Origin of the sequence: Sphingomonas xanthus, from assembly GCF_007998985.1 — a bacterium.
Taxonomy (GTDB): Bacteria; Pseudomonadota; Alphaproteobacteria; order Sphingomonadales; family Sphingomonadaceae; genus Sphingomicrobium; species Sphingomicrobium xanthum.
In genome coordinates this window covers 1,492,489-1,512,746 of the sequence record NZ_CP041659.1, presented here as the reverse complement: position 1 = coordinate 1,512,746, position 20,258 = coordinate 1,492,489, and the positions used below count along the sequence as shown (strand labels likewise).

Below are 20,258 nucleotides of genomic sequence, written 5' to 3'. Positions count from 1 at the left end.
ATCCCCTTTGTTGTCCCCGGATTTCGGACCCTCGTCCCCGTCCGTCAAGCGTCCAAGCCTCGACAGCGGGCGGTTCAGGCGTCAAAGCGCGGCCATGGCCGATGACCCGATTGCGCTGTTCGCCGCCTGGTTCGAGGAGGCAAAAGTCTCCGAGCCCAATGACCCCGATGCCGTTGCCCTGGCCACCGCGACCGCGTCTGGTGCGCCATCGGTCCGAATGGTGTTGTTGAAAGGCTTCGGACCGGACGGCTTCAACTTCTACACCAATGCCGACAGCCGCAAGGGAGCGGAACTGGCGGCGAATCCCGTGGCGGCGTTGCTGTTCCATTGGAAATCGCTGCGCCGGCAGATCCGGATCGAGGGTCCGGTCGAGGAGGTCGAACCGGCGGAAGCGGACCGTTATTTCGCGACGCGAAGCCGCGATTCTCAGCTTGGCGCCCACGCCTCGCTCCAGTCGCGCCCGCTCGATTCCCGGCAAGGCTTTGAAGCGCGGTTCGACGCAGCGAGGCAGCGGTTCGACGGCCGCGATGTGCCGCGGCCCGATCGCTGGACCGGCTTTCGCCTGCGCCCGGTCTCTATCGAATTCTGGAGCGACCGGCCGCACCGGCTTCACGAACGCCGCCTGTTCGAACGGGTCGGCCAGAGCTGGCGTGAGGGGCTGCTTTACCCATGATCGCTGACGACCGCGCAAGGCTGACCACGCGCGCCGCATCGCTGAGTATCGCCACGGCGATCTTCCTGCTGCTGCTGAAACTCCAAGCGACCCGCGCTACCGGATCTGTGGCCATGCTCGGTAGCCTGGCCGATACCGGCCTGGACCTGATTGCCAGCATCGTCACCTTGCTTGGCGTTCGCTGGGCGGCGATCCCGGCCGATGCCGACCACCGCTTCGGTCACGGCAAGGCAGAGGCGCTGGCGGCATTGGTCCAGGTCATCCTGATCACCATTTCCGCGCTCGCAATCAGCTGGCGTGCCCTGATCCAGCTGCAAAGCGGCCAGCGCACCGAAGGCCTCGCGATGGGCGTCGGCGTGTCGATTGCGGCGATAGTGGCAACACTTGGCCTGCTAGCCTACCAGCGCCATGTCATCCGCAAGACCCGCTCGCTGGCAATTCGCACCGACCATGTCCATTACCAGTCCGACCTGCTGCTCAACGTCTCGGTGATTGCCGCGCTGGTGCTCGACCAGCTGCTGGGCTGGCGGTTGGCCGACCCGCTTTTCGGGTTCGGCATCGCAGCCTGGCTGCTCTATGGCGCCTGGCGCGCTACAAGCCACTCGATCGACCAGCTGATGGACCGCGAATGGCCGGAGGATGAGCGCGACGCCTTCCTAGCCGCCGCGCGCGAATATCCCGAGCTTGCTGGACTGCATGATTTCCGCACGCGCAGCTCGGGCACGCACCGCTTCGCCCAATTTCATGTCTGGGTGCCAGCCGACTGGACCGTTCGCCACGCCCACGACCGGATGGATGCGGTCGAGCTGGCGTTGCAGAAGCGCTTTCCGGGAACCGAGATCATCATTCATCTCGACCCCGAAGGCCATATCGACCGCGAGACCATCCTTCCGTCGAGCCTAACGGAGAGTTCCACATGACCCCCCTTCCTTTTTTCCAGGTCGACGCCTTCTCCGATCGTCCTTTCGCCGGCAATCCCGCCGCGGTGATGCCGCTCGACCATTGGCTGGACGACGCGGTCATGCAGGCGATCGGCGCAGAAAATAATCTTGCCGAAACGGCGTTTACCGTACCCAGCGCGCGCGACGACGCCGACTTCGACCTGCGCTGGTTCACGCCGACGGTCGAAATGGAGATGTGCGGCCATGCGACTCTGGCCAGCGCCCACATCCTGTTAAAGGGCGAACGGATCCGCTTCTCTACTAGGTCCGGCGTGCTGACCGTGACCCGCGATCCCGACGATCCGTCATTCCTGAGGCTCGACATGCCGGCAACACAAGTCGAACCCGCCGATCTTCCCGAAGTGATCGCAGCGCTGGGAGTGGATGGAGACGCCTTCCGCAATCGATCGGGCAATGGCAATGCGCTGGTCCTGCTCAAGGACGAAGACGCGGTGCGCGCGGTGCGGCCCGATTTCGCGGCGCTGCGCCAGCTTCCCTATCTGGTTTCCGTAACCGCGCCCGGCGCTTCGCAGGACATTGCGAGCCGGGTGTTCGCCGCCCATCACGGCATCGAGGAGGACCCCGTGACCGGGGCTGCGCATACCGCACTGGTCCCGTTCTGGGCCGATCGGCTGGGGCGCAACCGCTTTTCCGCCCTCCAGGCCAGCGCGCGCGGCGGCCTACTCGATTGCGAATTGAAGGGCGACCGGGTGATCCTCGGCGGGCGGGCGGTTACGGTTATCGAAGGCTTTTTCCAGCTCTGATTTGCGATGAACGCATCGATTGCACCTTTGCGCCGAACTTGTACCCATGCCATGCTCGCCGCAACGAGGGAGGCAGAACCATGGCGATGTACTGGAATGTTTCGGCGGCGATTGTCCTGATCGGTTTCGCGATGCCCGCCGCCGCCAAGGACAAGGTCGACCCCCGGATCGAAGCCGCGACGGCCTGCGCGGCCGTCCAGGCCGATGCCGACCGGCTACAGTGCTACGACAAGGCCGTCGGCGACCTGAAGCTTGCGCTGAGCGCCGGGCAGCTGGTTCCGGCCGACGAAGCGACCACGCCGAGCACGCTTGAAGGAACGGTAAAGCTGTCCTTTGCCCATGGCTTCAACCTGATCCGTGTCGAGCTCGACAGCGGCGACCGCTTCGACTTGTCGGCCGACGGCAAGTTCGACCAGCCGCTGAAGCCCGGCACCAAGGTCAAGCTGAGCAAGGGCGTGCTGGGCAATTATTGGCTTACCGCACCGCGCTCGACGCGCTTTCGGGCGCGCTTCGTGGGTCGGTCGCCAACCGGCTGATCAGGCCGCCAGCAGCGCCGCCTCGGTGGACACGATCGTCCCGCCGCCAAGCAGCCGTTCACCTTCGTAAAAAACAGCCGACTGCCCCGGCGCGACGCCATATTCGGGATTGGCAAAGCGCAGGGACGACCCGTTCCAGTGCGCCGCCACTGGCCGCGCCAGCGAGCGCACCTTGGCTTCAACTGCGACCTGGTCCTCCGCCAGCCAGTTGATCTCGGCGACCGATGCGACCGAGACGGCAAGCGCCCGGCGTGGCCCGACAACGAGCCGGCGATGCTCGGGCTCGATCCGGACGACGTAAAGCGGCTCGGGCTGTCCGCCGATCTCGATCCCCCGGCGCTGGCCGATTGTGTAATGGACGACGCCCGGATGGGAGCCGACGACCCGGCCGTCGAGGTCGACGATATCGCCCGGCGCGGCGGTCTGGGGACGAAGCCGCTTGACCAGGCCGGCATAGTCGCCGTCGGGCACGAAGCAGATGTCCTGGCTGTCGGGCTTGTCGGCGACTGCAAGACCGGTCTCGACCGCCAGCCTCCGGGTCTCGCTTTTGGGCAGGTCGCCAAGCGGGAAGCGGAGGAAATCAAGCTGGTTGCGGGTGGTGCCGTAGAGAAAATAGCTTTGGTCGCGCGATGGATCGCGGCCCTTCCACAGTTCGACCCGCCCGGCAGCGACGACGCGGCGGACATAATGGCCTGTGGCCAAGCAGTCGGCGCCAAGCTCGCGGGCAAAGCCGATCAGGTCGGTAAATTTCACGCCTTGGTTGCACAGGCTGCACGGAACCGGCGTTCGTCCTGCGGCATATTCGTCGGCGAAGCGATCGATCACGCCGGTTCGGAACCGGCTTTCATAATCGAGCACATAATGGGCGATTCCGAGCCGGTCGCAAACGGTCTTGGCATCATAGATGTCCTGACCCGCGCAACAGGACCCTGACCGCTTCACGGCTTCGCCATGGTCGTAGAGCTGGAGCGTGACGCCGATCACTTCCGCGCCCGTGCGCGCGGCGAGCGCCGCGACCACGCTGGAATCGACGCCGCCCGACATGGCGACGACGATGCGGCTTTCGGCGGCGGGCCGGTCAAGGTCGAAATGGATGTTCATGGATGCGCTCGGCGGCAGTTCTTTACTCGAAATTCACCCTGTCCGGCTAGAGCGAGGCAAGTCGGTATTGGGTTGAGGGGCGTTCATTGGCACGATTCGATGGCCATCTGAAGGCAGCGGGAGATGCGGCGATCGACGCCGATGAACTTCTTTCGGCCCTCGTCTCGCTGCCTGCGGCGGCACATTCCGGGCCATCCGGACGAAACCAGGCAATCGCCTGTTTTCTCTCCGGGAGCGAAGGCTGGCGGGATGCGAAAAAGGCATTGAAGGGGACGTTTGCCAGCGGCGCGGAGGCGTCGTGGTTAACTGGAGGTAAGGATTGATGAAGGGTCCGGTTACCAGCGTGTTTCAGACCTTCGAAACGCCCTTCGGTTAATAACAGCCCATCGGTTAGAGTTTAATGTGATTGAGGTTTAGCATGCTCGAGAATCAGAAAATTCGTCCTGCTCAGGTGATCGGACCGCTCGGCGAACCGCTGACTCTCGACTCATTGCCGCCGCCCTCGACGACGCGCTGGGTCGTGCGCCGCAAGGCAGAAGTGGTGGCAGCGGTCGCGGGCGGATTGCTGACCGTCGACGAAGCTTGCCAGCGCTATTCGCTGAGCCTCGAGGAATTTACCGGTTGGCAGCGCGCAGTCGACCGGTCGGGAATGCCGGGCCTTCGCGTCACCCGGATCAAGCATTACCGCGACCAGTATGAGCGCCAGCAACGTTATTGATCGCCCGTCCCCTAAGCGGTGATCCAGTCAAGGGCCTCGCCGGGCATGGCGGGGCCCTTTTCCTTGTCCTGACAGAAGTGGACTAGACAAGGCGTTGCTTTACCGGAACAACAGACACGCATCGCGCGTCTATGATGCCGGAAAGGCGCTCCGCGTATAATGGAGTGGCCTCGAACAGGAGGAACGCAATGACCTGGATCCTGATCATCATCGTTGGTGGTATTTTGGGCTGGCTTGCCAGCATCGTCATGCGCACGGACGCGCAACAAGGGATTTTGTTGAACATTGTCGTCGGCATCGTCGGCGCAATTCTTGGTGGACTGTTGCTAGCACCGATGCTCGGCGGCGGTTCCATCACCTCGGGCGACTTCTCGCTCCCGAATTTGCTGATCTCGCTGCTCGGCGCGATCATCCTGTTGGCAATCGTCAACCTCGTTCGCCGCGGCAACGTCCGCTAAGCAACGGAACATGCGAACGAGAAGGGCCGCCGGGTAACCGGCGGCCCTTTTATGTTTACTGGAGCTCGAAGCTCATCGACAGGTTGACCTGAAGTTGCTGGGTGCCCGGGTCAATTTCGGTCTTGGCGCGCGATCCGGTGACCTGGATCGCGTCGGCCGCATAAGGCATCGGCGGCGGAACGAAAGCACCGCTTTCGCTGACCGAGAGGATCCGCACCACCCGCTTGCCCAGTGAGCGAGCATAGATTTCCGCCCTCGCCCGGCCCGCGGCGACCGCCTTCACCCGTGCCTCGTCGTAGGCTTCATCGGGCTTGTCGATGGTCAGCGACGGCCCGTTGATCTGGTTGGCGCCCTCCTGCACCAGCGCATCGAGGATCGCGCCGGTCCGCTTGAGGTCGCGAAACTTGATGTTGACCGTGTTTGTCGCGCGATAACCCGTCAGCCGCGGCGGTTGGTTGTCCTGGTAGCGATATTCGGGGTTGAGGCTGATCGTCGACGTCTGGATATCCTTGTCGGCGATCCCTGCCCGCTTCAGCGCGGCGCGCACCCGTTCCATCCGCGTCGCATTCTCCTCGATCGCGCCTGTCGCCGTCGGCTGCAGCGTCTGGACGCCCGCCGATATGACGGCAAGGTCGGGCACTCGGGTCACTTCACCGGTGGCGTTAACATCAACCCGGGTGCCCGTGAGCACCGGGACGCTTGCCACGGCCTGTGCTCCGGCGGCGGTTGGAACAGCCGCGGTGACGGCTGCGGCGAACAACAGGGGTTTCATATACTCTCCTCCATGGACAAAGGGGCCACCGCCGCAAGATTAACCCGCGGCGATGGCCCCAAAATGAACATTAGGTCCGGATGCTAGCGACGGCGCAGCACGAGCCGGTACACGAGCAGGATCAGGAAGGCGCCGACGATCGCGGCGACAAAGCCGGCCGCCTCGCCCTGGTCATACCAGCCGATCGCCTTGCCCAGAAAACCCGCAAGCAATGCGCCGGCAATGCCGAGCAGCATGGTGATGAGGCACCCGCCCGGGTCCTTGCCCGGCATAAGCAACTTGGCGATTCCGCCCGCGAGCAGGCCGATCACTATCCAGCCGAAAAACCCGTAACTTTCGATCATCCAAAACGCTCCCTGTGTTAGAAGGTCCAACTGGGCCCAGTGGACCATGCTCGTTTCACCATTGCAACAACGCGCATTGGTGTCGCGAGTGCCGCCGTTCGTAGAAATTCGCTGGCCGAGAACGCCAACGCTGCTGCAGTTGCGCGGGGTGACTTATTTGCGTAATACAGCGCCCGCAGTAATCGCCACTGCGGGCTACGGGACTTGAAAGAATGCGGCCTATGAACCGGGAAACGACTTTTGACAGCTCGGACACGCTGATCGTGGTGGATCGGTCCAGGCGCCGGCGCACGATCATCATCGGCGCGGTCGCGGCGGTGATCATCCTGGCGGCCGCCTTTTTCCTGATGCGCGGCGGCGGGGACGAACCTGCGGGCGCCGGCGCGGCTGGTGCGGGACAGGGCCAGGTTCCGAGCGTCACCGTCGTCATCCCTGGCCGCCAGTCGGTCGATCGCGCGATTGCCGCGACCGGGACGCTCGCCGCCCGGGTCGACATGCCTGTTGGCGTTGCCGGTGAAGGCGGCCAAGTGGCGCGCGTGCTGGTTCAGCCAGGTCAGTGGGTCAAGGCCGGCCAGACATTGGCGGTTATCGAACGATCGGTTCAATCCCAGCAGGCCCAGCAATTGGCAGCGCAGGTTGAAGTCGCCCGCGCCGATGCCCGTCTGGCCCAGAATGAATATGAACGCAGCGAAGCGCTGGTCGGGCGCGGATTCGTGTCCAAGGCCGATCTCGACCGCAAGCGGGCCGCGCGCGACGCCGCCAATGCCCGCGTTCGCGTTGCCCAGGCCAGCCTGGCGGAAACCCGGGCACGGATCGGCCGCCTCGACATTCGTGCGCCGGCCGCTGGCCTGGTGCTTGAACGCAATGTCGAACCTGGCCAGGTCGTGAGTGGCGGATCGGGCGCATTGTTTCGTGTCGCCCGCGGCGGGGAGATGGAGCTTCGTGCCCAGCTTAGCGAATCCGACCTGTCGGTAATCAATGTCGGATCGCCGGCAACCGTGACCCCGGTTGGTTCGACCGTCACGACCAGCGGCGCGGTCTGGCAGATTTCGCCCGTCATCAACCAGCAGAACCGGCAAGGCATCGCCCGCGTCGCGGTTCCTTACAATCAGTCGCTTCGCCCGGGCGGCTTTGCGTCGGTAACCATCGTCGCCGGGTCACAGCAGGCGCCGCTGCTGCCGGAATCCGCCGTCCTCAGCGATGACAAGGGCAATTATGTCTACGTCGTGGGCAAGGATAATAAGGTCGAGCGCAGGCCGGTGAAGACCGGCACCGTGACGGCGCAGGGCATTGCCATCGCCGAAGGGCTGCAAGGCAATGAGATGGTCGTGCTTCGCGCCGGCGGGTTCCTCAACCCGGGCGACAAGGTCCGGCCGCAGCGCCAACAGCAATAATTCGTCCGGGGCTCGTCGCATGAACTTTAGAAACATCTCGGCCTGGTCAATCCGCAACCCGGTCGTTCCGATCGTCCTGTTCATCGCCCTGACGCTGGCCGGGCTGGTCGCGTTCATGCGGATGGACGTCCAAGACAATCCGGACATCGAATTCCCGGTGGTCATCGCCTCGATAGCCCAGCCTGGTGCTGCGCCGACCGAAATCGAGAACCAGATTACCCAGCTGGTCGAATCCTCGGTCCGCACCTTGCCGGGGGTCCGGTCGATCAGCTCGACAGCCTCGGAAGGTTCGTCGACGACCGTCGTCGAATTTGAAATCGGCACGGACATCAACCAGTCGGTCAACGAAGTGAAGAATGCCGTCGACCAGGTGCGCGGCGAATTGCCCGACGGCATTCTCGAGCCCTTTGTCGAGAAGCAGACGACGTCGAGCCAGCCGATCGCTTATTTCGCTGTGTCGGCGCCCGACAAGACAATCGAACAATTGAGCTGGTTCGTCGATGATACGGTTGCCAAGCGGCTTCTGGCCGTCGAGGGCATGGCCCAGGTAGAGCGCAATGGCGGGGTCGATCGCGAAATCCGGGTGATCCTCGATCCGGCGCGGATGCAATCGCTCGGCGTCACCGCCGCGCAGGTCAACAACGCGCTGCGGACGCTAAACATCAATGCCGCTGGCGGCCGCGCCGAAATCGCCGGGTCCCGGCAGTCGGTACGGGTGCTCGGCAATGCCCCCGACGCCTATACGCTGTCGCAAACGCAAATCGCCTTAGGCAATGGGCGGACGGTGCAGTTGGCGGACATTGCCAGCGTGAGCGACAGCTTTGGTGAGCAGCGCCGGATCGGCAAGATCCGCGGCAGCCAGGTCGTCAACTTTTCCCTGGCGCGCGCCAAGGGCGCGTCGGACGTGACGGTGTTCGACGACGCAACCAAGGCGTTGCGGCAGATCGAAAAGGACAATCCCGGAGTCCAGTTCACCCAATTGTTCAACAGCGTCGACTATACCAAGGGCCAGTACAACAGCTCCATGCTGGCGATGATCGAGGGCGCGGTGCTCGCGGTGCTGGTTGTGTTTCTGTTCCTGCGCGACATGCGGGCGACGGTCATCTCGGCGCTGGCCATCCCGCTGTCGGCCATTCCGACATTCTGGTTCATGGACCTGATGGGCTTCACGCTCAATTCGCTGTCGCTACTCGCCCTCGGACTTGTGGCCGGCGTGCTGGTCGACGACGCCATCGTCGAGATCGAAAATATCGTCCGGCACATGCGCATGGGCAAGTCCGCCTATCAGGCATCGATCGATGCGGCCGACGAAATCGGCCTCGCGGTGGTCGCCACAACCTTCTCGATCGTCGCCGTATTCCTTCCGGTGGGGCTGATGCCCGGCGTGTCCGGCCAGTTCTTCAAGAACTTCGGCCTGACCGTCTGCGCGGCGGTGCTCGCCAGCCTGGCCGTGGCGCGAATGATAACACCCATGGTCGCGGCCTATTTCCTCAAGGCCCATGGCCAGGAATCCCATGGCGAGGGCTGGATGATGGATCGGTACATGACGATCCTTCGCTGGTCGTTGAACAACAAGCGGGCCAAGGAAATGCGGGCGGCAATCGTTCGCACTCCGAAGAAGGCGAGTTATTTCAGCTTTGCCCTGGTGCTCGGCGTGCTGGTGGCGGTGATGGTCATCTTCGCACCGCAGCCGCAAGCTGATGCTGCGGACGCGGCCGAAGCCGGGATCAGCGGCGGCAAGATCGCCATGGGCCTGCTGGTCGCCCTGCCTTTCGGCATGATCGTCGGCCTTCTCCTGACCCTGATCTTTGGTGCCATCTGGAACGCCGTACGCGGGCGAGGCGAAACGCAGTTCGGCGCATGGTCCTCCTACGTCTGGCAGCGGGTTGGCGCGCGTCTTCGCGACCATCGGATCTGGATCATGGGCATCGGCCTTTTGTCGTTCCTGGCGACGATTGGCATGTTCATGGCGCTGCCGACGCAGTTCTTCCCAACCACCAATTCGGATTTCAGCCGGGTTCGGATCGAGATGCTGCCGGGGACCACGATCCAGCAGACCGAAAAGGTTGCCGACAAGGTCGCCGAGATCATCAATGCCCAGCCCGAGACGCTAACCGCATTGCAGAGCATCCGCGAAGGCAATGCCTCCATTTTCATCACGCTGCGCAAGGACCGCGAGCGGACCAGCATCGATTATGAGCGGGACATCACGCCGCAGTTGGCCCAGGTCGCCGACGCACGGGTGAACTTCATGTCGCAATCGGGCGGAGGCGGAACCGGGCGCGACATCTCGATCATGTTGTCGGGGTCGGATCCGATCCTACTCAACAACACCGCGAGCAAACTGGTTTCCGAGATGAGCGGGATTCCCGAAGTCCGGGCACCGCGCATCAACGCCGACCTTCGCCGGCCCGAACTGCTGATCGAGCCGCAGTTGGACCTCGCGGCGCAGCTGGGGGTGACGACCGCCGCACTGAGCCAAACGATTCGCATCGCGACGATGGGCGACATCAACCAGAACAGCGCGAAATTTTCGCTTTCGGATCGCCAGGTGCCGATCCGCGTGATGCTGCCCGAAAATTCGCGCCGCGACCTCGAAACGATCCGCAACCTACCGGTCCCGACCGCGACCGGCGGCAGCGTGCCGCTTAGCCGAGTGGCAACGATCCGCTTCGGATCGGGCCCAACCTCGATACAGCGTTACAACCAGAGCCGCCGAATCTTCGTCGGCGCCGATCTTGCCCCTGGCGTGGTCAAGAGCGACGCGATGAAGAAGATCAACGCGCTTCCGACGATGGCCAACCTGCCTGCCGGCGTGTCCAACGCGCCCTTTGGCGAGGATGAATGGCAGCAGGAAATGATGCAAAGCTTCGGCATCGCGCTGGCTTCCGGCATCTTGCTGGTCTTTGCGGTGCTCGTATTGCTCTACAAGCGCTTCATGTCCCCGCTGGTCAACATGGGCTCCCTGCTTCTGGCGCCGCTTGGCGGACTGCTCGCGCTCGCGCTGATCGGTCAACCGCTGTCGATGCCGGTGTTTATCGGCGTGCTGATGCTGTTCGGGATCGTCGCCAAAAACTCCATTTTGCTGATCGACTTTGCGATCGAGGAGATGGATCGCGGAACTCCCAAGTTCGAGGCATTGATGGAAGCCGGGCACAAGCGCGCCCAGCCGATCGTCATGACCACCGTGGCGATGGTTGCCGGCATGGTGCCGACCGCCATTTCCCTGTCGGGCGACGGCGCGTGGCGCGCGCCAATGGGCACGGTGGTGATCGGCGGCCTGCTGCTGTCGACCCTGCTGACCTTGCTCATCGTACCCGCGGGCTTCAGCCTCGCCGACGGACTGGAGAAGCGGGTCGGCCCGTGGCTGCGGACCCGGGTCCTCACCTACGATCCCGACCATGCGACCGGCGGCGAGGCCGCTCCGCAACCGGCGGAGTGACATCGCCGCAGGGCAGGCTAGAGTGGCGGTGATGACGCCGCCTCCTCGTCAGCCAGCCCTGTCCCGCTTCAACCCGGCGCAGCCAGGCGCAACCGGCATGAAGGTCGCCGCGACCGGACTGCTGCTCCTGATGGCTGCGGTATTCCTGGTCAGTCGCCAGTTTGAAGCTGCCTATTCCTGGGTCGGCTATGTTAAGGCTTTTGCCGAGGCGGCGATGGTCGGTGGGCTGGCCGACTGGTTCGCCGTTACCGCGCTGTTCCGCCATCCGCTCGGCCTGCCCATCCCCCACACCGCGATTATTCCCCGCAACAAGGACCGAATCGGCGAAGCGCTGGCGAATTTCCTGAAGGAAAATTTCCTCATTGCGCCCGTGGTTGCGCGCCGCATGCGCAACATCGACCTCGCCGGCGCAGCAGGCCGCTTCCTGCAGGCGCCGCAGGGAGAGGAAAACCGCATTCGGCAGGGCGCAAGCCGCCTCATTGCTGACCTGTTCGAAAGCCTCGACCAGGAACGGCTGGGAGGATTGGTGAAAGCCGCCATTTCGGCGCGGGTGCGCAAGATGGAGATGTCACCGCTGCTCGGCCATGCGTTGGCCTCGGCGATCAACGAGGACCGGCACGTGCCGATGCTCGAGGCGGCGATCCGCTGGACCGCCCGGGCGCTGGACGCCAATGAGGGATTGATCCGGGACATGGTCCACAAGCGGGCCAACTGGGTGCTCAAGCTTGCCGGGCTCGATGCCAAGCTGGCCGACGCGATCGTCGATGGACTGCGCAAGCTGAGCGCAGACATGCACACCGACCCCGCCCATCCGGTCAGGATCAAGATCGAAGAAGCGCTCGCCCAACTTGCCAACGACCTCCAGACCAAGCCCGAGACTCGGGCCCGGGTCGAGGCGATCAAGCTGGAGCTGCTGGACAACCGGTCAGTCTCCCTTTGGCTCGACACGCTGTGGGAACGGGGGCGCGAGGCGATGATCCGCGCAGCCCGCAACCCGGACGCGGCGATGGCAGGCAAGCTCGGCGAAGTGCTCCAGTCGATGGGGCACAGTCTCGAACAAGACGCGCGGCTCAAATCGGCGATCAACATGTTCGCCCGCCGCGCTGTGTCTGGCATGGCCGCCAGCTATGGCGGGTCGATCGTCAAGCTGGTCAGCGAGACCGTCCGCCGCTGGGATGCCCAGACGATCACCAACCGGCTCGAAACGACGGTCGGGCGCGACCTCCAATATATCCGCATCAACGGGACGCTGGTCGGTGGGTTGGTCGGGCTGGCGCTTCACGCCGTCGACGCCATCTGAGGACTTGCAACCGGCCGGCCAACCGGCTCCATTGATCGGCAATTCGATCAGGGGAGAATTCCATGCAGCTTGTCGCCCGCCTCACCGCCACTGCGGCGGCCCTCGCCCTCGCCGTGCCCGGCGCAGCGCAGCAGTCCGAACCGCTGACTGTGATTCATGCCGGCACGCTGATGGCCGAGCCCGGCAAGGCGCCAATGCGGAACGCCAGTGTGATCGTGCGCGGGCGGACGATCGAAGCGGTCCAGCCCGGTTTCGCCGAGGTCCCCGGCGCACGGGTCATCGACCTGCGTAGCGCGACTGTCATGCCGGGCCTGATCGACAGCCATGTGCACCTTCGCGGCCTCGACGACCGATTGCAGGCGCGGCTTCAAGAAAATTCGCTCGATAGCGAGGATAATGCCTATATCGCCTTGGCCAATGCCCGAAAGACGCTGCAGGCCGGCTTCACAACCGTCCGCGACCTTGGCGGCGATCCACGCCTGATCCTGTCGCTGCGCGACGCGATCAACAACGGCATGGTCGGCGGCCCGACGATTATCGCCGCAGGGCTCGGCGTGTCGGTCAGCGGCGGTCATGGCGACCCGCGCAATCTGCGTAATCGCGATTCCAGCCTGGCCGTCGCCAACCCTCGGAACGTTTGCAACGGCGCCGACGATTGCCGCCGCGCGGTCCGCGAACAGGTCGGCCACGGCGCTGACGTGATCAAGATCATGGCGACCGGCGGCGTCCTTTCGAACGTCCCCGGTGGCCTAAACCAGCAGATGATGGACGACGAGATCCGCGCCGCGGTCAGCACTGCCAAAAGCTTCGGTCGCAAGGTCGCGGCCCACGCCCATGGGGTCGACGGGATCAATGCCGCCCTGAGCGCCGGCGTAGACTCGATCGAGCATGGCACGTTTACCAACGCCGAAACCTTCCGCCTTTATGCGCAGACGGGCGCCTATTATGTCCCGACCCTCCTCGCCCCGGCGGCGGCGCTTGCTGACGGGCAGCGCGGCGCACTGACCCCCGCCCAATTTGAGAAAGCCCGGCTGGCCGCAGGCAATGCCGAGAAAAGTTTTGCGCAGGCGATCCGCAGCGGCGTCAAGATCGCCTTCGGCACCGACACCGGGGTCAGCCCGCACGGTCGAAACGCCGAGGAGTTTGCGCTGATGGTCAAGAACGGCATGGCCCCGGCGATCGCGATTCGATCGGCGACTGTCGATGCGGCAGAACTGCTGGGCGTGTCGTCGCGGGTCGGCACGATTGCTGCCGGCAAGGATGCCGACATCATTGCCGTCGACGGCGACCCGACGGCCAACATCCGGCTGCTCGAAAGCGTCGGCTTCGTGATGAAATCGGGCCGCGTGCACAAGCAAGGTGGCGCACGGCAGCTGACGATAGTCGACTAGGTCGCGCTGACGCGTTCGATCTTCGCGCCGACCGCGCTGAGCTTCTCCTCGAGCCGCTCATAGCCGCGGTCGAGATGATAGACGCGCAGCACCTCGGTCTCGCCTTCGGCGGCGAGGCCGGCCAGCACCAGGCTCATCGAGGCGCGCAAGTCCGTGGCCATTACCTGTGCCCCGGTCAGGCCAGCGACACCATGGACGATCGCTGAGCGGCCCCGCACATCGATGCTCGCGCCCATGCGGCGAAGCTCGGGTACGTGCATGTAGCGATTTTCGAAGATGGTTTCCTCAAGGAAGCTTTCGCCCTGCGCCAGGCACAGCATGGCCATGAACTGAGCCTGCATGTCGGTCGGGAAACCCGGATAGGGCGCAGTCGAGATCGCCAGCGGCCTGAGCGGCTTGTCGGCGGTAACCTTCATGCCGTTATGGGTCATTTCGATGACGAGTCCGGCTGCCGCCAGCGCGTTGGTGATCGCCAGCATGTCTGATGGCCTGGCGCCGACCAGCTCGATCGAACCGCCTGTGATCCCCGCAGCGCAGGCATAGCTTCCTGCTTCGATACGGTCGGGCATGACGGCATAGGTGCATCCATTCAGGCCCTCGACCCCGTCGATAGTCAGGTGCGACGAACCGATCCCTTCGATCTTGGCGCCCATCGCCACCAACAGGTTGCATAGGTCGACAATTTCCGGCTCTCGCGCAGCATTGAACAGCTGGCTGCTGCCGGTCGCCAGGACCGCGGCCATCACCGCATTTTCGGTCGCGCCGACGGAAACCACCGGGAAGCTGTAATCGCCGCCGGGAAGCCTGCCCTTGGGAGCGCTGGCTTTGACATAGCCGGCAGCCAACTCGATCTCCGCGCCCAGCGCCTTCAGCGCTTCGAGGTGAAGGTCGATCGGTCGGTCACCGATTGCGCAGCCGCCGGGCAGCGAAACGGTCGATTCCCCTGCCCGTGCGAGCATCGGCCCGAGCACCAGGATCGAGGCGCGCATCTTGCGGACCATGTCATAGGGCGCGACGGTCGAGGCGATCTCGTCCGCCTCCAGCGTCATTCGCCGGCCAATCTCGCCCTTTTTCAGCGCGGCGACCTTGGTCGAAGCGCCAAGCTCGTTCAGCAAATGCGAGAAATTGTCGACGTCGGCCAACCGCGGCAGGTTGGTCAGGGTCAGCTTTTCTTCGGTGAGCAGTGCGCAGGGAAGAAGCGTCAGCGCGCTGTTCTTCGCCCCGGAGATGGGGATTTTGCCTTCGAGGCGCTTTCCCCCGGTAATGCGAATGGAATCCATCGGCGGGCTTTAGCGCACCCGACGAGACTCACAAGATGTCAGGCTTTTTCGAGCGTGCACTGAAGCGGGTGCTGGTTCTCCCGCGCGAAGTCGATCACTTGGCTGACCTTGGTCTCGGCAACTTCATAGGTGAACACGCCGCATACGGCGACGCCCTGCTGATGGACCTGGAGCATGACCCGGGTCGCGTCTTCAAGATCCATCGAGAAATAGCGCTGCAGGACGAGTACGACGAATTCCATCGGCGTATAATCGTCGTTGAGCATCAGCACTTTATAATTGGAGGGCTTCTTCGTCCTGGGCCGGGTGCGCGTGACAACGCCGGTCTCGATATCGTCGAGGCCGTCGCCCTGCCCCGGTTCGTCGCCGGCCATGAGAATCGGTTGGTCTGTCATTGTCGCCCTAAAATATGGCAACGGCGCAACGCGCCGCAAGGAGGCTGGTGCCGCCTGTCCCGAAAAGAAAAGCGGCCGCCCCGCAGCCTGTAAGGCTGAGGGACGACCGCGAACAGGGTTGCCTTCACAAAGAGGGGGAGAGGTCAGGCAACCAGAGTGTTAACGCGCTCGGCGTTGAGGCTGGCGCGGGTCTGCAGCGGCTCGGCAGTTTCGCCGGCCAGCTTGACGACGCGCTCGGTCAGCTTCGAGCTTTCGGCGACGAAGCGGTCGAACGAGGCGCGGGCCAGTTCCGACTGGATCTGGAAGAATTCCGCCGGCGACTTGGCTTCCGCCAGCGTCTTCATCGCGTCCGACGCCTGCTCGACGCCCTCACGGCCCGACGCAATGACGTCCTGGCCAATGGCCTTGGCGCCGGTCGCAGCGATCTTGCCCGCTTCGACGAAAGCCTCGACGTTCGCCTTGGCGAGGTCGGTCATTTCTTCGGCGGCCTTCTGCGACTTGGCAACATAGGCCTGGCTGCGCTCGCCGGCGTCGGCGAACAGCGCCTGGACTTTTTCGGTGCCCGGAAGCTGGAAGCTGGTGAACAGCTGGTTGAAATCATAATTCATGGACTTGGTTCCTTCGATCTTGGTTGCACGGGCCACCGGAGCGGCCTTGCGGGCGCGCTTGACCTTCTTGGCCGCGCGCTTGTTGACTTGCTTGACGGCATCGACGCCCTTGGCCGTCGCCTTGGCAACCTTGGTTGCGGCCTTGGCGGCGGGCTTGAGGACTTTCGCCTGGACGGTCGGCTGGACCGCTGCGGCCTCCACCTTTACCGGCGTCGCCACTGCGGCAGTTGCCGTTTCCATCTTTTCTTGGACCTTGGTTTCGTCAGCCACGTCAAAACTCCTTTGCTGCAATGCACAATAGTGCACCGCACAAAGAAAATCAAGAGTTTTTGTGCGCTGCACAATCAGGGGTTGCCTGCTTGACGGCGCGTCAAGGCCGCGCCAACAGCACGCATGGCCGACCTGACCCGTTCTCAGCCCGCCCGCCGTCGCCGGGGCCTTCTCATCGTCCTGTCATCGCCCTCCGGCGCGGGAAAGTCGACGATCAGCCGGATGCTGCTCGATTCCGATCCCCATGTAACTATGTCGGTCAGCGCAACGACCCGGCCGATGCGGCCCGGCGAGGTTGAAGGTCGGGACTATCATTTCGTCGAGCCGGGCGAGTTCCAGCGAATGATCGCCGACGGCGAGTTCGCAGAATGGGCACCGGTGTTTGACCATCATTATGGATCGCCGCAGGCGCCGATCAAGGCGGCGTTGAAGGACGGCCGCGACGTGCTGTTCGATATCGACTGGCAAGGCACGCAGCAACTTCACGCGGCGATGGGTGAGGATCTGGTACGGGTATTCATTCTGCCCCCGTCGATGGGCGAGCTCGAACGGCGATTGCACGAACGGGGAACCGATAGCGACGCGGTGATCGCCGGACGGATGCAGCGCGCCGCGGCGGAGATCAGCCACTGGGCCGAATATGATTATGTCCTGGTCAACGAGGACATGGACTCATGTCTGGCCGAGGTACGATCGATCCTCGCTGCCGAACGGCTGAAGCGCTGGCGCCAGGCCCATCTGGTCAGCTTCGTGCGCGACCTCGTCGCCGGGTCACCGCAACAAATCTAGGAACCGGGCAGCGGCGAGGAAATCGCGCTGCCGCGCATCGAGTGAAGCCAGAGCTTCGCTATCCATGCCCCATTGTTCAAGTTGCCACTGATCATCGAGGCTAACCGCATCCCATGCCTCGGCGGCCGGCATCATCGCTTCGAGGACGGCCAGCGCGGCGACCAGCGAACCGCCGATCGTCACGAGCGGCGACAGCGCGGCCAGCCGAAACGGATCGAGCGACGCAACGGCATGGCCAAGCTTGTCGATCGTCTCCTTGGGCTGGGCGACATGCATCACCCCCTGCTGGCAGGCAAAGTCGACGTCATAGCGGCGTCGCGCCCAACCGAGCAGCGTGTCCCAGCTTTCGGCCTGCCGTTCGACCAGCGCCGCGGGACCCTCGGCGCGGTAGCAGAGAAGATCGCTTTCCGCGTAGCGGGCGAGGCCCCGCGCAAAGCTTTCACGATCGGGTGCGACCCGGTCGACCGCCGCATTGGCTAGGCCGGTCATCGGCATGGCGCGCGGATCGACGCAATCGCCGCAACCGTTCCATTCGGCGGCGATTGCCTCGGACAAGTCTCGCACGGGAACGGTGAGGTCGGCGCGGGCCGGGGTTTTCACTCTCCGGCCATCGAGCGAGATTCCAAAACCCGCGTTCGCCTCGACGACCTCCGCCGTCTTCCAGAAGCGCCTCACCGGTCTTCGCGCTCCCACATTTTCCGGAGCAGGCTGGGGACTATCAGCGCATCGATGAAGCCGACCGCGATCAGCACGCCGCCGATCAGCGGCCAGCCGCCTGGCCGGAGCAAGTCGGTAAGGGCGATCGCGACGCCGAGCAGCACAGTCAGGAGTCCGATTAGCCGAACCGCGCTGAACAGCTGGAACCTCTTGCGCCAGAGCGCTTCATTATTGTCGGTCACTTGCGCGGCCTCCTGCCGGTCTTGGCCGGTGCGGCCCCGCGCGACCGGCGTTCGCCCTTGCGGGCCTTGCGGGCCGACTTGGCGTGGGCCGCGGCGCGGCGGGCCTTGGCCTCAGGCGTGCGGGCCGGATCGGGCGTGTCTAGCGGTAGCATGTCGCCGGCCATGCGATCGAAGCCCAAGGCCTCAAGGCTCTCCGCGAAATGGCCCGGCAGGTCCGCTTGCTGGTCGATTGGCTTGCCGTCGAGCCCGTCGATCTTCAGCCGCCGTGCGTGGAGGTGCAGCTTGCGACTGATCCCGCCGGTCAGGAAGGCGTCGGCCCCGCCATATTTGGCGTCGCCGACAATCGGATGGCCAATCGCCGCCATATGCGCGCGAAGCTGATGCGTGCGGCCGGTGAGCGGTTGAAGCTCGACCCAGGCGGCGCGGTTACCGGCCCTGTCGATCAAGCGGTAGCGTGTTTTCGCGGGCAGGCCATTTTCCTCGTCGACCTGCATCTTCTCGCCGCCCGTGCCCGGCTGCTTGGCCAGGGGCGCGTCGATCGTCCCTTCCTCCAGCGATGGGACGCCGACGATGATCGCCCAATAGACTTTCCGCGCGGTGCGCCCGGCAAAAGCCTTGGAGAAATGGCCCGCGGCGCGCGCCGTCCGCGCCACCAACAGCACGCCCGACGTGTCCTTGTCGAGCCGGTGCACCAGCTTGGGCCGCTGTCCATCGTCGTCGGCCAGCCCGTCGAGCAGCCGGTCGAGATGCTGGTTGGTCTTGGTGCCGCCCTGGGTCGCCAGCCCCGGCGGCTTATTCAGCACGAAATAGTCACGGCCCCTGGCCATCACCATGTCGCGCACGAAAGACTGTTCATCCTCGGTGAGCGGCTCGACGATCCGCTTGGGCTTGGCGCCGGGCCCTTCCGCGGGCGCAGGCTCGGCCGGGGGGACGCGAAGCGTCTGGCCGGTCTCGAGCCGGTCCCCGGGCGTTGCGCGCTTGCCATCGAGGCGAAGTTGCCCGGTCCGCGCCCAGCGCGACACGAGATTGAAGCTGACGTCGGGCAAATGCCGCTTGAACCACCGGTCAAGACGGATGCCATCATCATCCTCACCGACGGTAAAAGTCCGGACATCGCCGCTGGATTGCGTAACCATGGCGGCGCCTTAGCGGTTCCGCTCGCTGTTCGCCATTGCCCAATAATCGAAGGCCTTGCGCTGAAGCCGGTCGATGAACCGGGTGGCCTCGGGTCCTTCCCACGGCCCGTCATAGCCATGGGCACTCCCGCCGCCCGCCACCCACCAGCCTTGGCCGGGCAAGCCATCGGACTGACGGACCACGAGGACGGCCAGCTCCGGTTCGCCATTGGCGGCGGCATCTTCGTCGACAGTGCCGAGCGTCTTGCACAATGCGCGCATCTTCGGCCGGGAAAAGCCATAGCCGAGATGTTCGAGCAGCTGGGAATAGGTAAGCGGATGGCCCGCGGCGGCCGCCGCGACAAGATGCGCGCGCACGCCCCGCCAGTCGCCGAGGCTCATCCCGCGGGCTGGTCGGCGACCGGGGTCAGTTCGAAAACATCAAGCCGCGCGCCATTTTGCGGATAGGGAATGACCAGCCGCCACTTGAACGGCGCGAACCGCTCGAAAATGCCGGCCATGTCGCGCTTGGGATCGTCGCCATAGGCGCGCGCTTCCTCCTCGTTCCCCAGCGCAAGCGTGCCGAGGAAGATCAGCCGGGTCGGCAGATCGTCTTCCCAAAGCCGCCCGGCCGGGCGCTGGCTTCCCGTCTGTTTGACAATGGTGAACAGGTCGCCTTCGACCTGGACGTAACAGAAGAATGGCTTGAACTTCTGAAAGGCGGGCCCGCGCGAACCTTCCTTCCCCAGGCGCACCAGCCGACAGCTATAACTTCCAGGTGTCGGCGCCGGCCGAGCCAGCCCCGCGTCGGGGTCGAGCAGCTTGCCCTCGGCCCTGATTTCATTCGCGGCCCCGCTGGCGCGCGCCTCCGCGAGGCCACTCGACCAGCCCGTCGCGACCCTGCGGATTCGCGCCAAGTCGGCTTCACTCGCGACCGCTTCCCAGACATCGCTCTTCATTTTGGGAGCGATGCTGACCGTCGGCCCAGGCTTGGGCCCCGACGGAAGATTGCATCCGGCAGCCCCAAGAATGGACATGAGCGTCAGGCATCGGACGACTTGCAATCCG

The 20,258-nt window shown here is 64.4% G+C and carries 23 protein-coding genes; 12 read left to right on the top strand and 11 right to left on the bottom strand.

Annotated features, from left to right (window positions below; all coding sequences use genetic code 11):
• Positions 1–94 precede the first annotated feature (94 nt).
• The 4 genes from pdxH (at position 95) to FMM02_RS07585 (ending at position 2,914) form a co-directional block, all read left to right on the top strand.
• A complete protein-coding gene (gene pdxH / locus FMM02_RS07600; protein WP_147494281.1) occupies positions 95–673 on the top strand; it encodes a pyridoxamine 5'-phosphate oxidase in 579 nt (192 codons plus the stop codon).
• Positions 670–1,593, top strand: coding sequence for a cation diffusion facilitator family transporter (locus tag FMM02_RS07595; RefSeq protein WP_147494280.1), 924 nt, complete (start codon positions 670–672; stop codon positions 1,591–1,593). Before pdxH ends, FMM02_RS07595 begins: the two co-directional genes overlap by 4 nt.
• Complete coding sequence (locus FMM02_RS07590; RefSeq protein WP_147494279.1) at positions 1,590–2,378, top strand: PhzF family phenazine biosynthesis protein; 789 nt, start codon at positions 1,590–1,592, stop codon at positions 2,376–2,378. The genes FMM02_RS07595 and FMM02_RS07590 overlap by 4 nt, the downstream gene beginning before the upstream one ends.
• 80 nt (positions 2,379–2,458) lie before the next feature.
• Complete coding sequence (locus tag FMM02_RS07585; protein ID WP_147494278.1) at positions 2,459–2,914, top strand: hypothetical protein; 456 nt, start codon at positions 2,459–2,461, stop codon at positions 2,912–2,914.
• Here FMM02_RS07585 and mnmA read toward each other — a convergent pair whose 3' ends face one another.
• Complete coding sequence (gene mnmA / locus FMM02_RS07580; protein WP_147494277.1) at positions 2,915–4,015, bottom strand: tRNA 2-thiouridine(34) synthase MnmA; 1,101 nt, start codon at positions 4,013–4,015, stop codon at positions 2,915–2,917.
• Between the two features lie 86 nt (positions 4,016–4,101).
• On the opposite strand from mnmA, the gene FMM02_RS07575 reads away from it, so the two are divergent.
• From FMM02_RS07575 to FMM02_RS07565, 3 genes are all read left to right on the top strand, one after another.
• Positions 4,102–4,338 (top strand): hypothetical protein, encoded by a 237-nt coding sequence (locus tag FMM02_RS07575; protein ID WP_147494276.1) that lies wholly within the window; start codon positions 4,102–4,104, stop codon positions 4,336–4,338.
• Between the two features lie 95 nt (positions 4,339–4,433).
• The gene (sciP, locus tag FMM02_RS07570) at positions 4,434–4,733 is read left to right on the top strand and encodes a CtrA inhibitor SciP (RefSeq protein ID WP_147494275.1); all 300 of its coding nucleotides are present in this window, start codon (positions 4,434–4,436) and stop codon (positions 4,731–4,733) included.
• Positions 4,734–4,921: 188 nt separating this feature from the next.
• On the top strand, positions 4,922–5,191 hold the full coding sequence (locus tag FMM02_RS07565; protein ID WP_147494274.1) for a GlsB/YeaQ/YmgE family stress response membrane protein: 270 nt from the start codon (positions 4,922–4,924) through the stop codon (positions 5,189–5,191).
• 55 nt (positions 5,192–5,246) lie between these two features.
• Here FMM02_RS07565 and FMM02_RS07560 read toward each other — a convergent pair whose 3' ends face one another.
• Together FMM02_RS07560 and FMM02_RS07555 are read right to left on the bottom strand one after the other, a co-directional pair.
• A complete protein-coding gene (locus tag FMM02_RS07560; RefSeq protein ID WP_147494273.1) occupies positions 5,247–5,963 on the bottom strand; it encodes an SIMPL domain-containing protein in 717 nt (238 codons plus the stop codon).
• An 83-nt stretch (positions 5,964–6,046) separates the two neighbouring features.
• Complete coding sequence (locus FMM02_RS07555) at positions 6,047–6,307, bottom strand: GlsB/YeaQ/YmgE family stress response membrane protein (RefSeq protein WP_147494272.1); 261 nt, start codon at positions 6,305–6,307, stop codon at positions 6,047–6,049.
• A 221-nt stretch (positions 6,308–6,528) separates the two neighbouring features.
• Here FMM02_RS07555 and FMM02_RS07550 point away from each other — a divergent pair, with 221 nt between their 5' ends.
• The 4 genes from FMM02_RS07550 (at position 6,529) to FMM02_RS07535 (ending at position 13,834) form a co-directional block, all read left to right on the top strand.
• Positions 6,529–7,701 (top strand): efflux RND transporter periplasmic adaptor subunit, encoded by a 1,173-nt coding sequence (locus FMM02_RS07550; RefSeq protein ID WP_147494271.1) that lies wholly within the window; start codon positions 6,529–6,531, stop codon positions 7,699–7,701.
• Between the two features lie 19 nt (positions 7,702–7,720).
• Positions 7,721–11,143, top strand: coding sequence for an efflux RND transporter permease subunit (locus FMM02_RS07545; protein WP_147494270.1), 3,423 nt, complete (start codon positions 7,721–7,723; stop codon positions 11,141–11,143).
• A gap of 31 nt (positions 11,144–11,174) precedes the next feature.
• Positions 11,175–12,443, top strand: coding sequence for a DUF445 domain-containing protein (locus tag FMM02_RS07540; RefSeq protein ID WP_425473685.1), 1,269 nt, complete (start codon positions 11,175–11,177; stop codon positions 12,441–12,443).
• 62 nt (positions 12,444–12,505) lie between these two features.
• The gene (locus FMM02_RS07535) at positions 12,506–13,834 is read left to right on the top strand and encodes a metal-dependent hydrolase family protein (RefSeq protein ID WP_147494269.1); all 1,329 of its coding nucleotides are present in this window, start codon (positions 12,506–12,508) and stop codon (positions 13,832–13,834) included.
• Here FMM02_RS07535 and murA read toward each other — a convergent pair.
• From murA to FMM02_RS07520, 3 genes are all read right to left on the bottom strand, one after another.
• Entirely contained in the window at positions 13,831–15,114 is a 1,284-nt protein-coding gene (gene murA, locus FMM02_RS07530) for a UDP-N-acetylglucosamine 1-carboxyvinyltransferase (protein WP_147494268.1), read from the bottom strand. The genes FMM02_RS07535 and murA overlap by 4 nt on opposite strands.
• Before the next feature lie 38 nt (positions 15,115–15,152).
• Positions 15,153–15,488, bottom strand: coding sequence for an ATP-dependent Clp protease adapter ClpS (clpS, locus tag FMM02_RS07525; protein ID WP_187107870.1), 336 nt, complete (start codon positions 15,486–15,488; stop codon positions 15,153–15,155).
• 164 nt (positions 15,489–15,652) lie between these two features.
• Positions 15,653–16,387 (bottom strand): phasin family protein, encoded by a 735-nt coding sequence (locus FMM02_RS07520; RefSeq protein WP_147494266.1) that lies wholly within the window; start codon positions 16,385–16,387, stop codon positions 15,653–15,655.
• A 123-nt stretch (positions 16,388–16,510) separates the two neighbouring features.
• Between FMM02_RS07520 and gmk the strand changes: the two genes are divergently transcribed.
• Positions 16,511–17,176, top strand: coding sequence for a guanylate kinase (gene gmk, locus FMM02_RS07515; RefSeq protein WP_147494265.1), 666 nt, complete (start codon positions 16,511–16,513; stop codon positions 17,174–17,176).
• On the opposite strand, the gene FMM02_RS07510 is transcribed toward gmk, so the two are convergent.
• From FMM02_RS07510 to FMM02_RS07490, 5 genes are read right to left on the bottom strand one after another with little or no spacing between them, the layout of a single operon-like run.
• Positions 17,159–17,851, bottom strand: a complete 693-nt coding sequence (locus tag FMM02_RS07510; protein ID WP_147494264.1) for an ATP12 family chaperone protein — start codon at positions 17,849–17,851, stop codon at positions 17,159–17,161. The genes gmk and FMM02_RS07510 overlap by 18 nt on opposite strands.
• On the bottom strand, positions 17,848–18,075 hold the full coding sequence (locus FMM02_RS07505) for a hypothetical protein (RefSeq protein ID WP_147494263.1): 228 nt from the start codon (positions 18,073–18,075) through the stop codon (positions 17,848–17,850). The genes FMM02_RS07510 and FMM02_RS07505 overlap by 4 nt, the downstream gene beginning before the upstream one ends.
• Complete coding sequence (locus FMM02_RS07500) at positions 18,072–19,211, bottom strand: RluA family pseudouridine synthase (RefSeq protein ID WP_147494262.1); 1,140 nt, start codon at positions 19,209–19,211, stop codon at positions 18,072–18,074. Before FMM02_RS07500 ends, FMM02_RS07505 begins: the two co-directional genes overlap by 4 nt.
• Before the next feature lie 9 nt (positions 19,212–19,220).
• Positions 19,221–19,592 (bottom strand): ribose-phosphate pyrophosphokinase, encoded by a 372-nt coding sequence (locus tag FMM02_RS07495; RefSeq protein WP_147494261.1) that lies wholly within the window; start codon positions 19,590–19,592, stop codon positions 19,221–19,223.
• On the bottom strand, positions 19,589–20,149 hold the full coding sequence (locus FMM02_RS07490; protein WP_187107728.1) for a DUF4893 domain-containing protein: 561 nt from the start codon (positions 20,147–20,149) through the stop codon (positions 19,589–19,591). Before FMM02_RS07490 ends, FMM02_RS07495 begins: the two co-directional genes overlap by 4 nt.
• Positions 20,150–20,258: the final 109 nt, after the last annotated feature.

Excerpts from the sequence above, each read along its gene's own strand:
- pdxH (WP_147494281.1), top strand. The coding sequence starts at position 95 with ATGGCCGATGACCCGATTGCGCTGTTCGCCGCCTGGTTCGAGGAGGCA.
- FMM02_RS07595 (WP_147494280.1), top strand. The coding sequence starts at position 670 with ATGATCGCTGACGACCGCGCAAGGCTGACCACGCGCGCCGCATCGCTG.
- FMM02_RS07590 (WP_147494279.1), top strand. The coding sequence starts at position 1,590 with ATGACCCCCCTTCCTTTTTTCCAGGTCGACGCCTTCTCCGATCGTCCT.
- FMM02_RS07585 (WP_147494278.1), top strand. The coding sequence starts at position 2,459 with ATGGCGATGTACTGGAATGTTTCGGCGGCGATTGTCCTGATCGGTTTC.
- mnmA (WP_147494277.1), bottom strand. The coding sequence starts at position 4,015 with ATGAACATCCATTTCGACCTTGACCGGCCCGCCGCCGAAAGCCGCATC.
- sciP (WP_147494275.1), top strand. The coding sequence starts at position 4,434 with ATGCTCGAGAATCAGAAAATTCGTCCTGCTCAGGTGATCGGACCGCTC.
- FMM02_RS07565 (WP_147494274.1), top strand. The coding sequence starts at position 4,922 with ATGACCTGGATCCTGATCATCATCGTTGGTGGTATTTTGGGCTGGCTT.
- FMM02_RS07560 (WP_147494273.1), bottom strand. The coding sequence starts at position 5,963 with ATGAAACCCCTGTTGTTCGCCGCAGCCGTCACCGCGGCTGTTCCAACC.
- FMM02_RS07555 (WP_147494272.1), bottom strand. The coding sequence starts at position 6,307 with ATGATCGAAAGTTACGGGTTTTTCGGCTGGATAGTGATCGGCCTGCTC.
- FMM02_RS07550 (WP_147494271.1), top strand. The coding sequence starts at position 6,529 with ATGAACCGGGAAACGACTTTTGACAGCTCGGACACGCTGATCGTGGTG.
- FMM02_RS07545 (WP_147494270.1), top strand. The coding sequence starts at position 7,721 with ATGAACTTTAGAAACATCTCGGCCTGGTCAATCCGCAACCCGGTCGTT.
- FMM02_RS07540 (WP_425473685.1), top strand. The coding sequence starts at position 11,175 with ATGACGCCGCCTCCTCGTCAGCCAGCCCTGTCCCGCTTCAACCCGGCG.
- FMM02_RS07535 (WP_147494269.1), top strand. The coding sequence starts at position 12,506 with ATGCAGCTTGTCGCCCGCCTCACCGCCACTGCGGCGGCCCTCGCCCTC.
- murA (WP_147494268.1), bottom strand. The coding sequence starts at position 15,114 with ATGGATTCCATTCGCATTACCGGGGGAAAGCGCCTCGAAGGCAAAATC.
- clpS (WP_187107870.1), bottom strand. The coding sequence starts at position 15,488 with ATGGCCGGCGACGAACCGGGGCAGGGCGACGGCCTCGACGATATCGAG.
- gmk (WP_147494265.1), top strand. The coding sequence starts at position 16,511 with ATGGCCGACCTGACCCGTTCTCAGCCCGCCCGCCGTCGCCGGGGCCTT.
- FMM02_RS07500 (WP_147494262.1), bottom strand. The coding sequence starts at position 19,211 with ATGGTTACGCAATCCAGCGGCGATGTCCGGACTTTTACCGTCGGTGAG.
- FMM02_RS07495 (WP_147494261.1), bottom strand. The coding sequence starts at position 19,592 with ATGAGCCTCGGCGACTGGCGGGGCGTGCGCGCGCATCTTGTCGCGGCG.
- FMM02_RS07490 (WP_187107728.1), bottom strand. The coding sequence starts at position 20,149 with ATGAAGAGCGATGTCTGGGAAGCGGTCGCGAGTGAAGCCGACTTGGCG.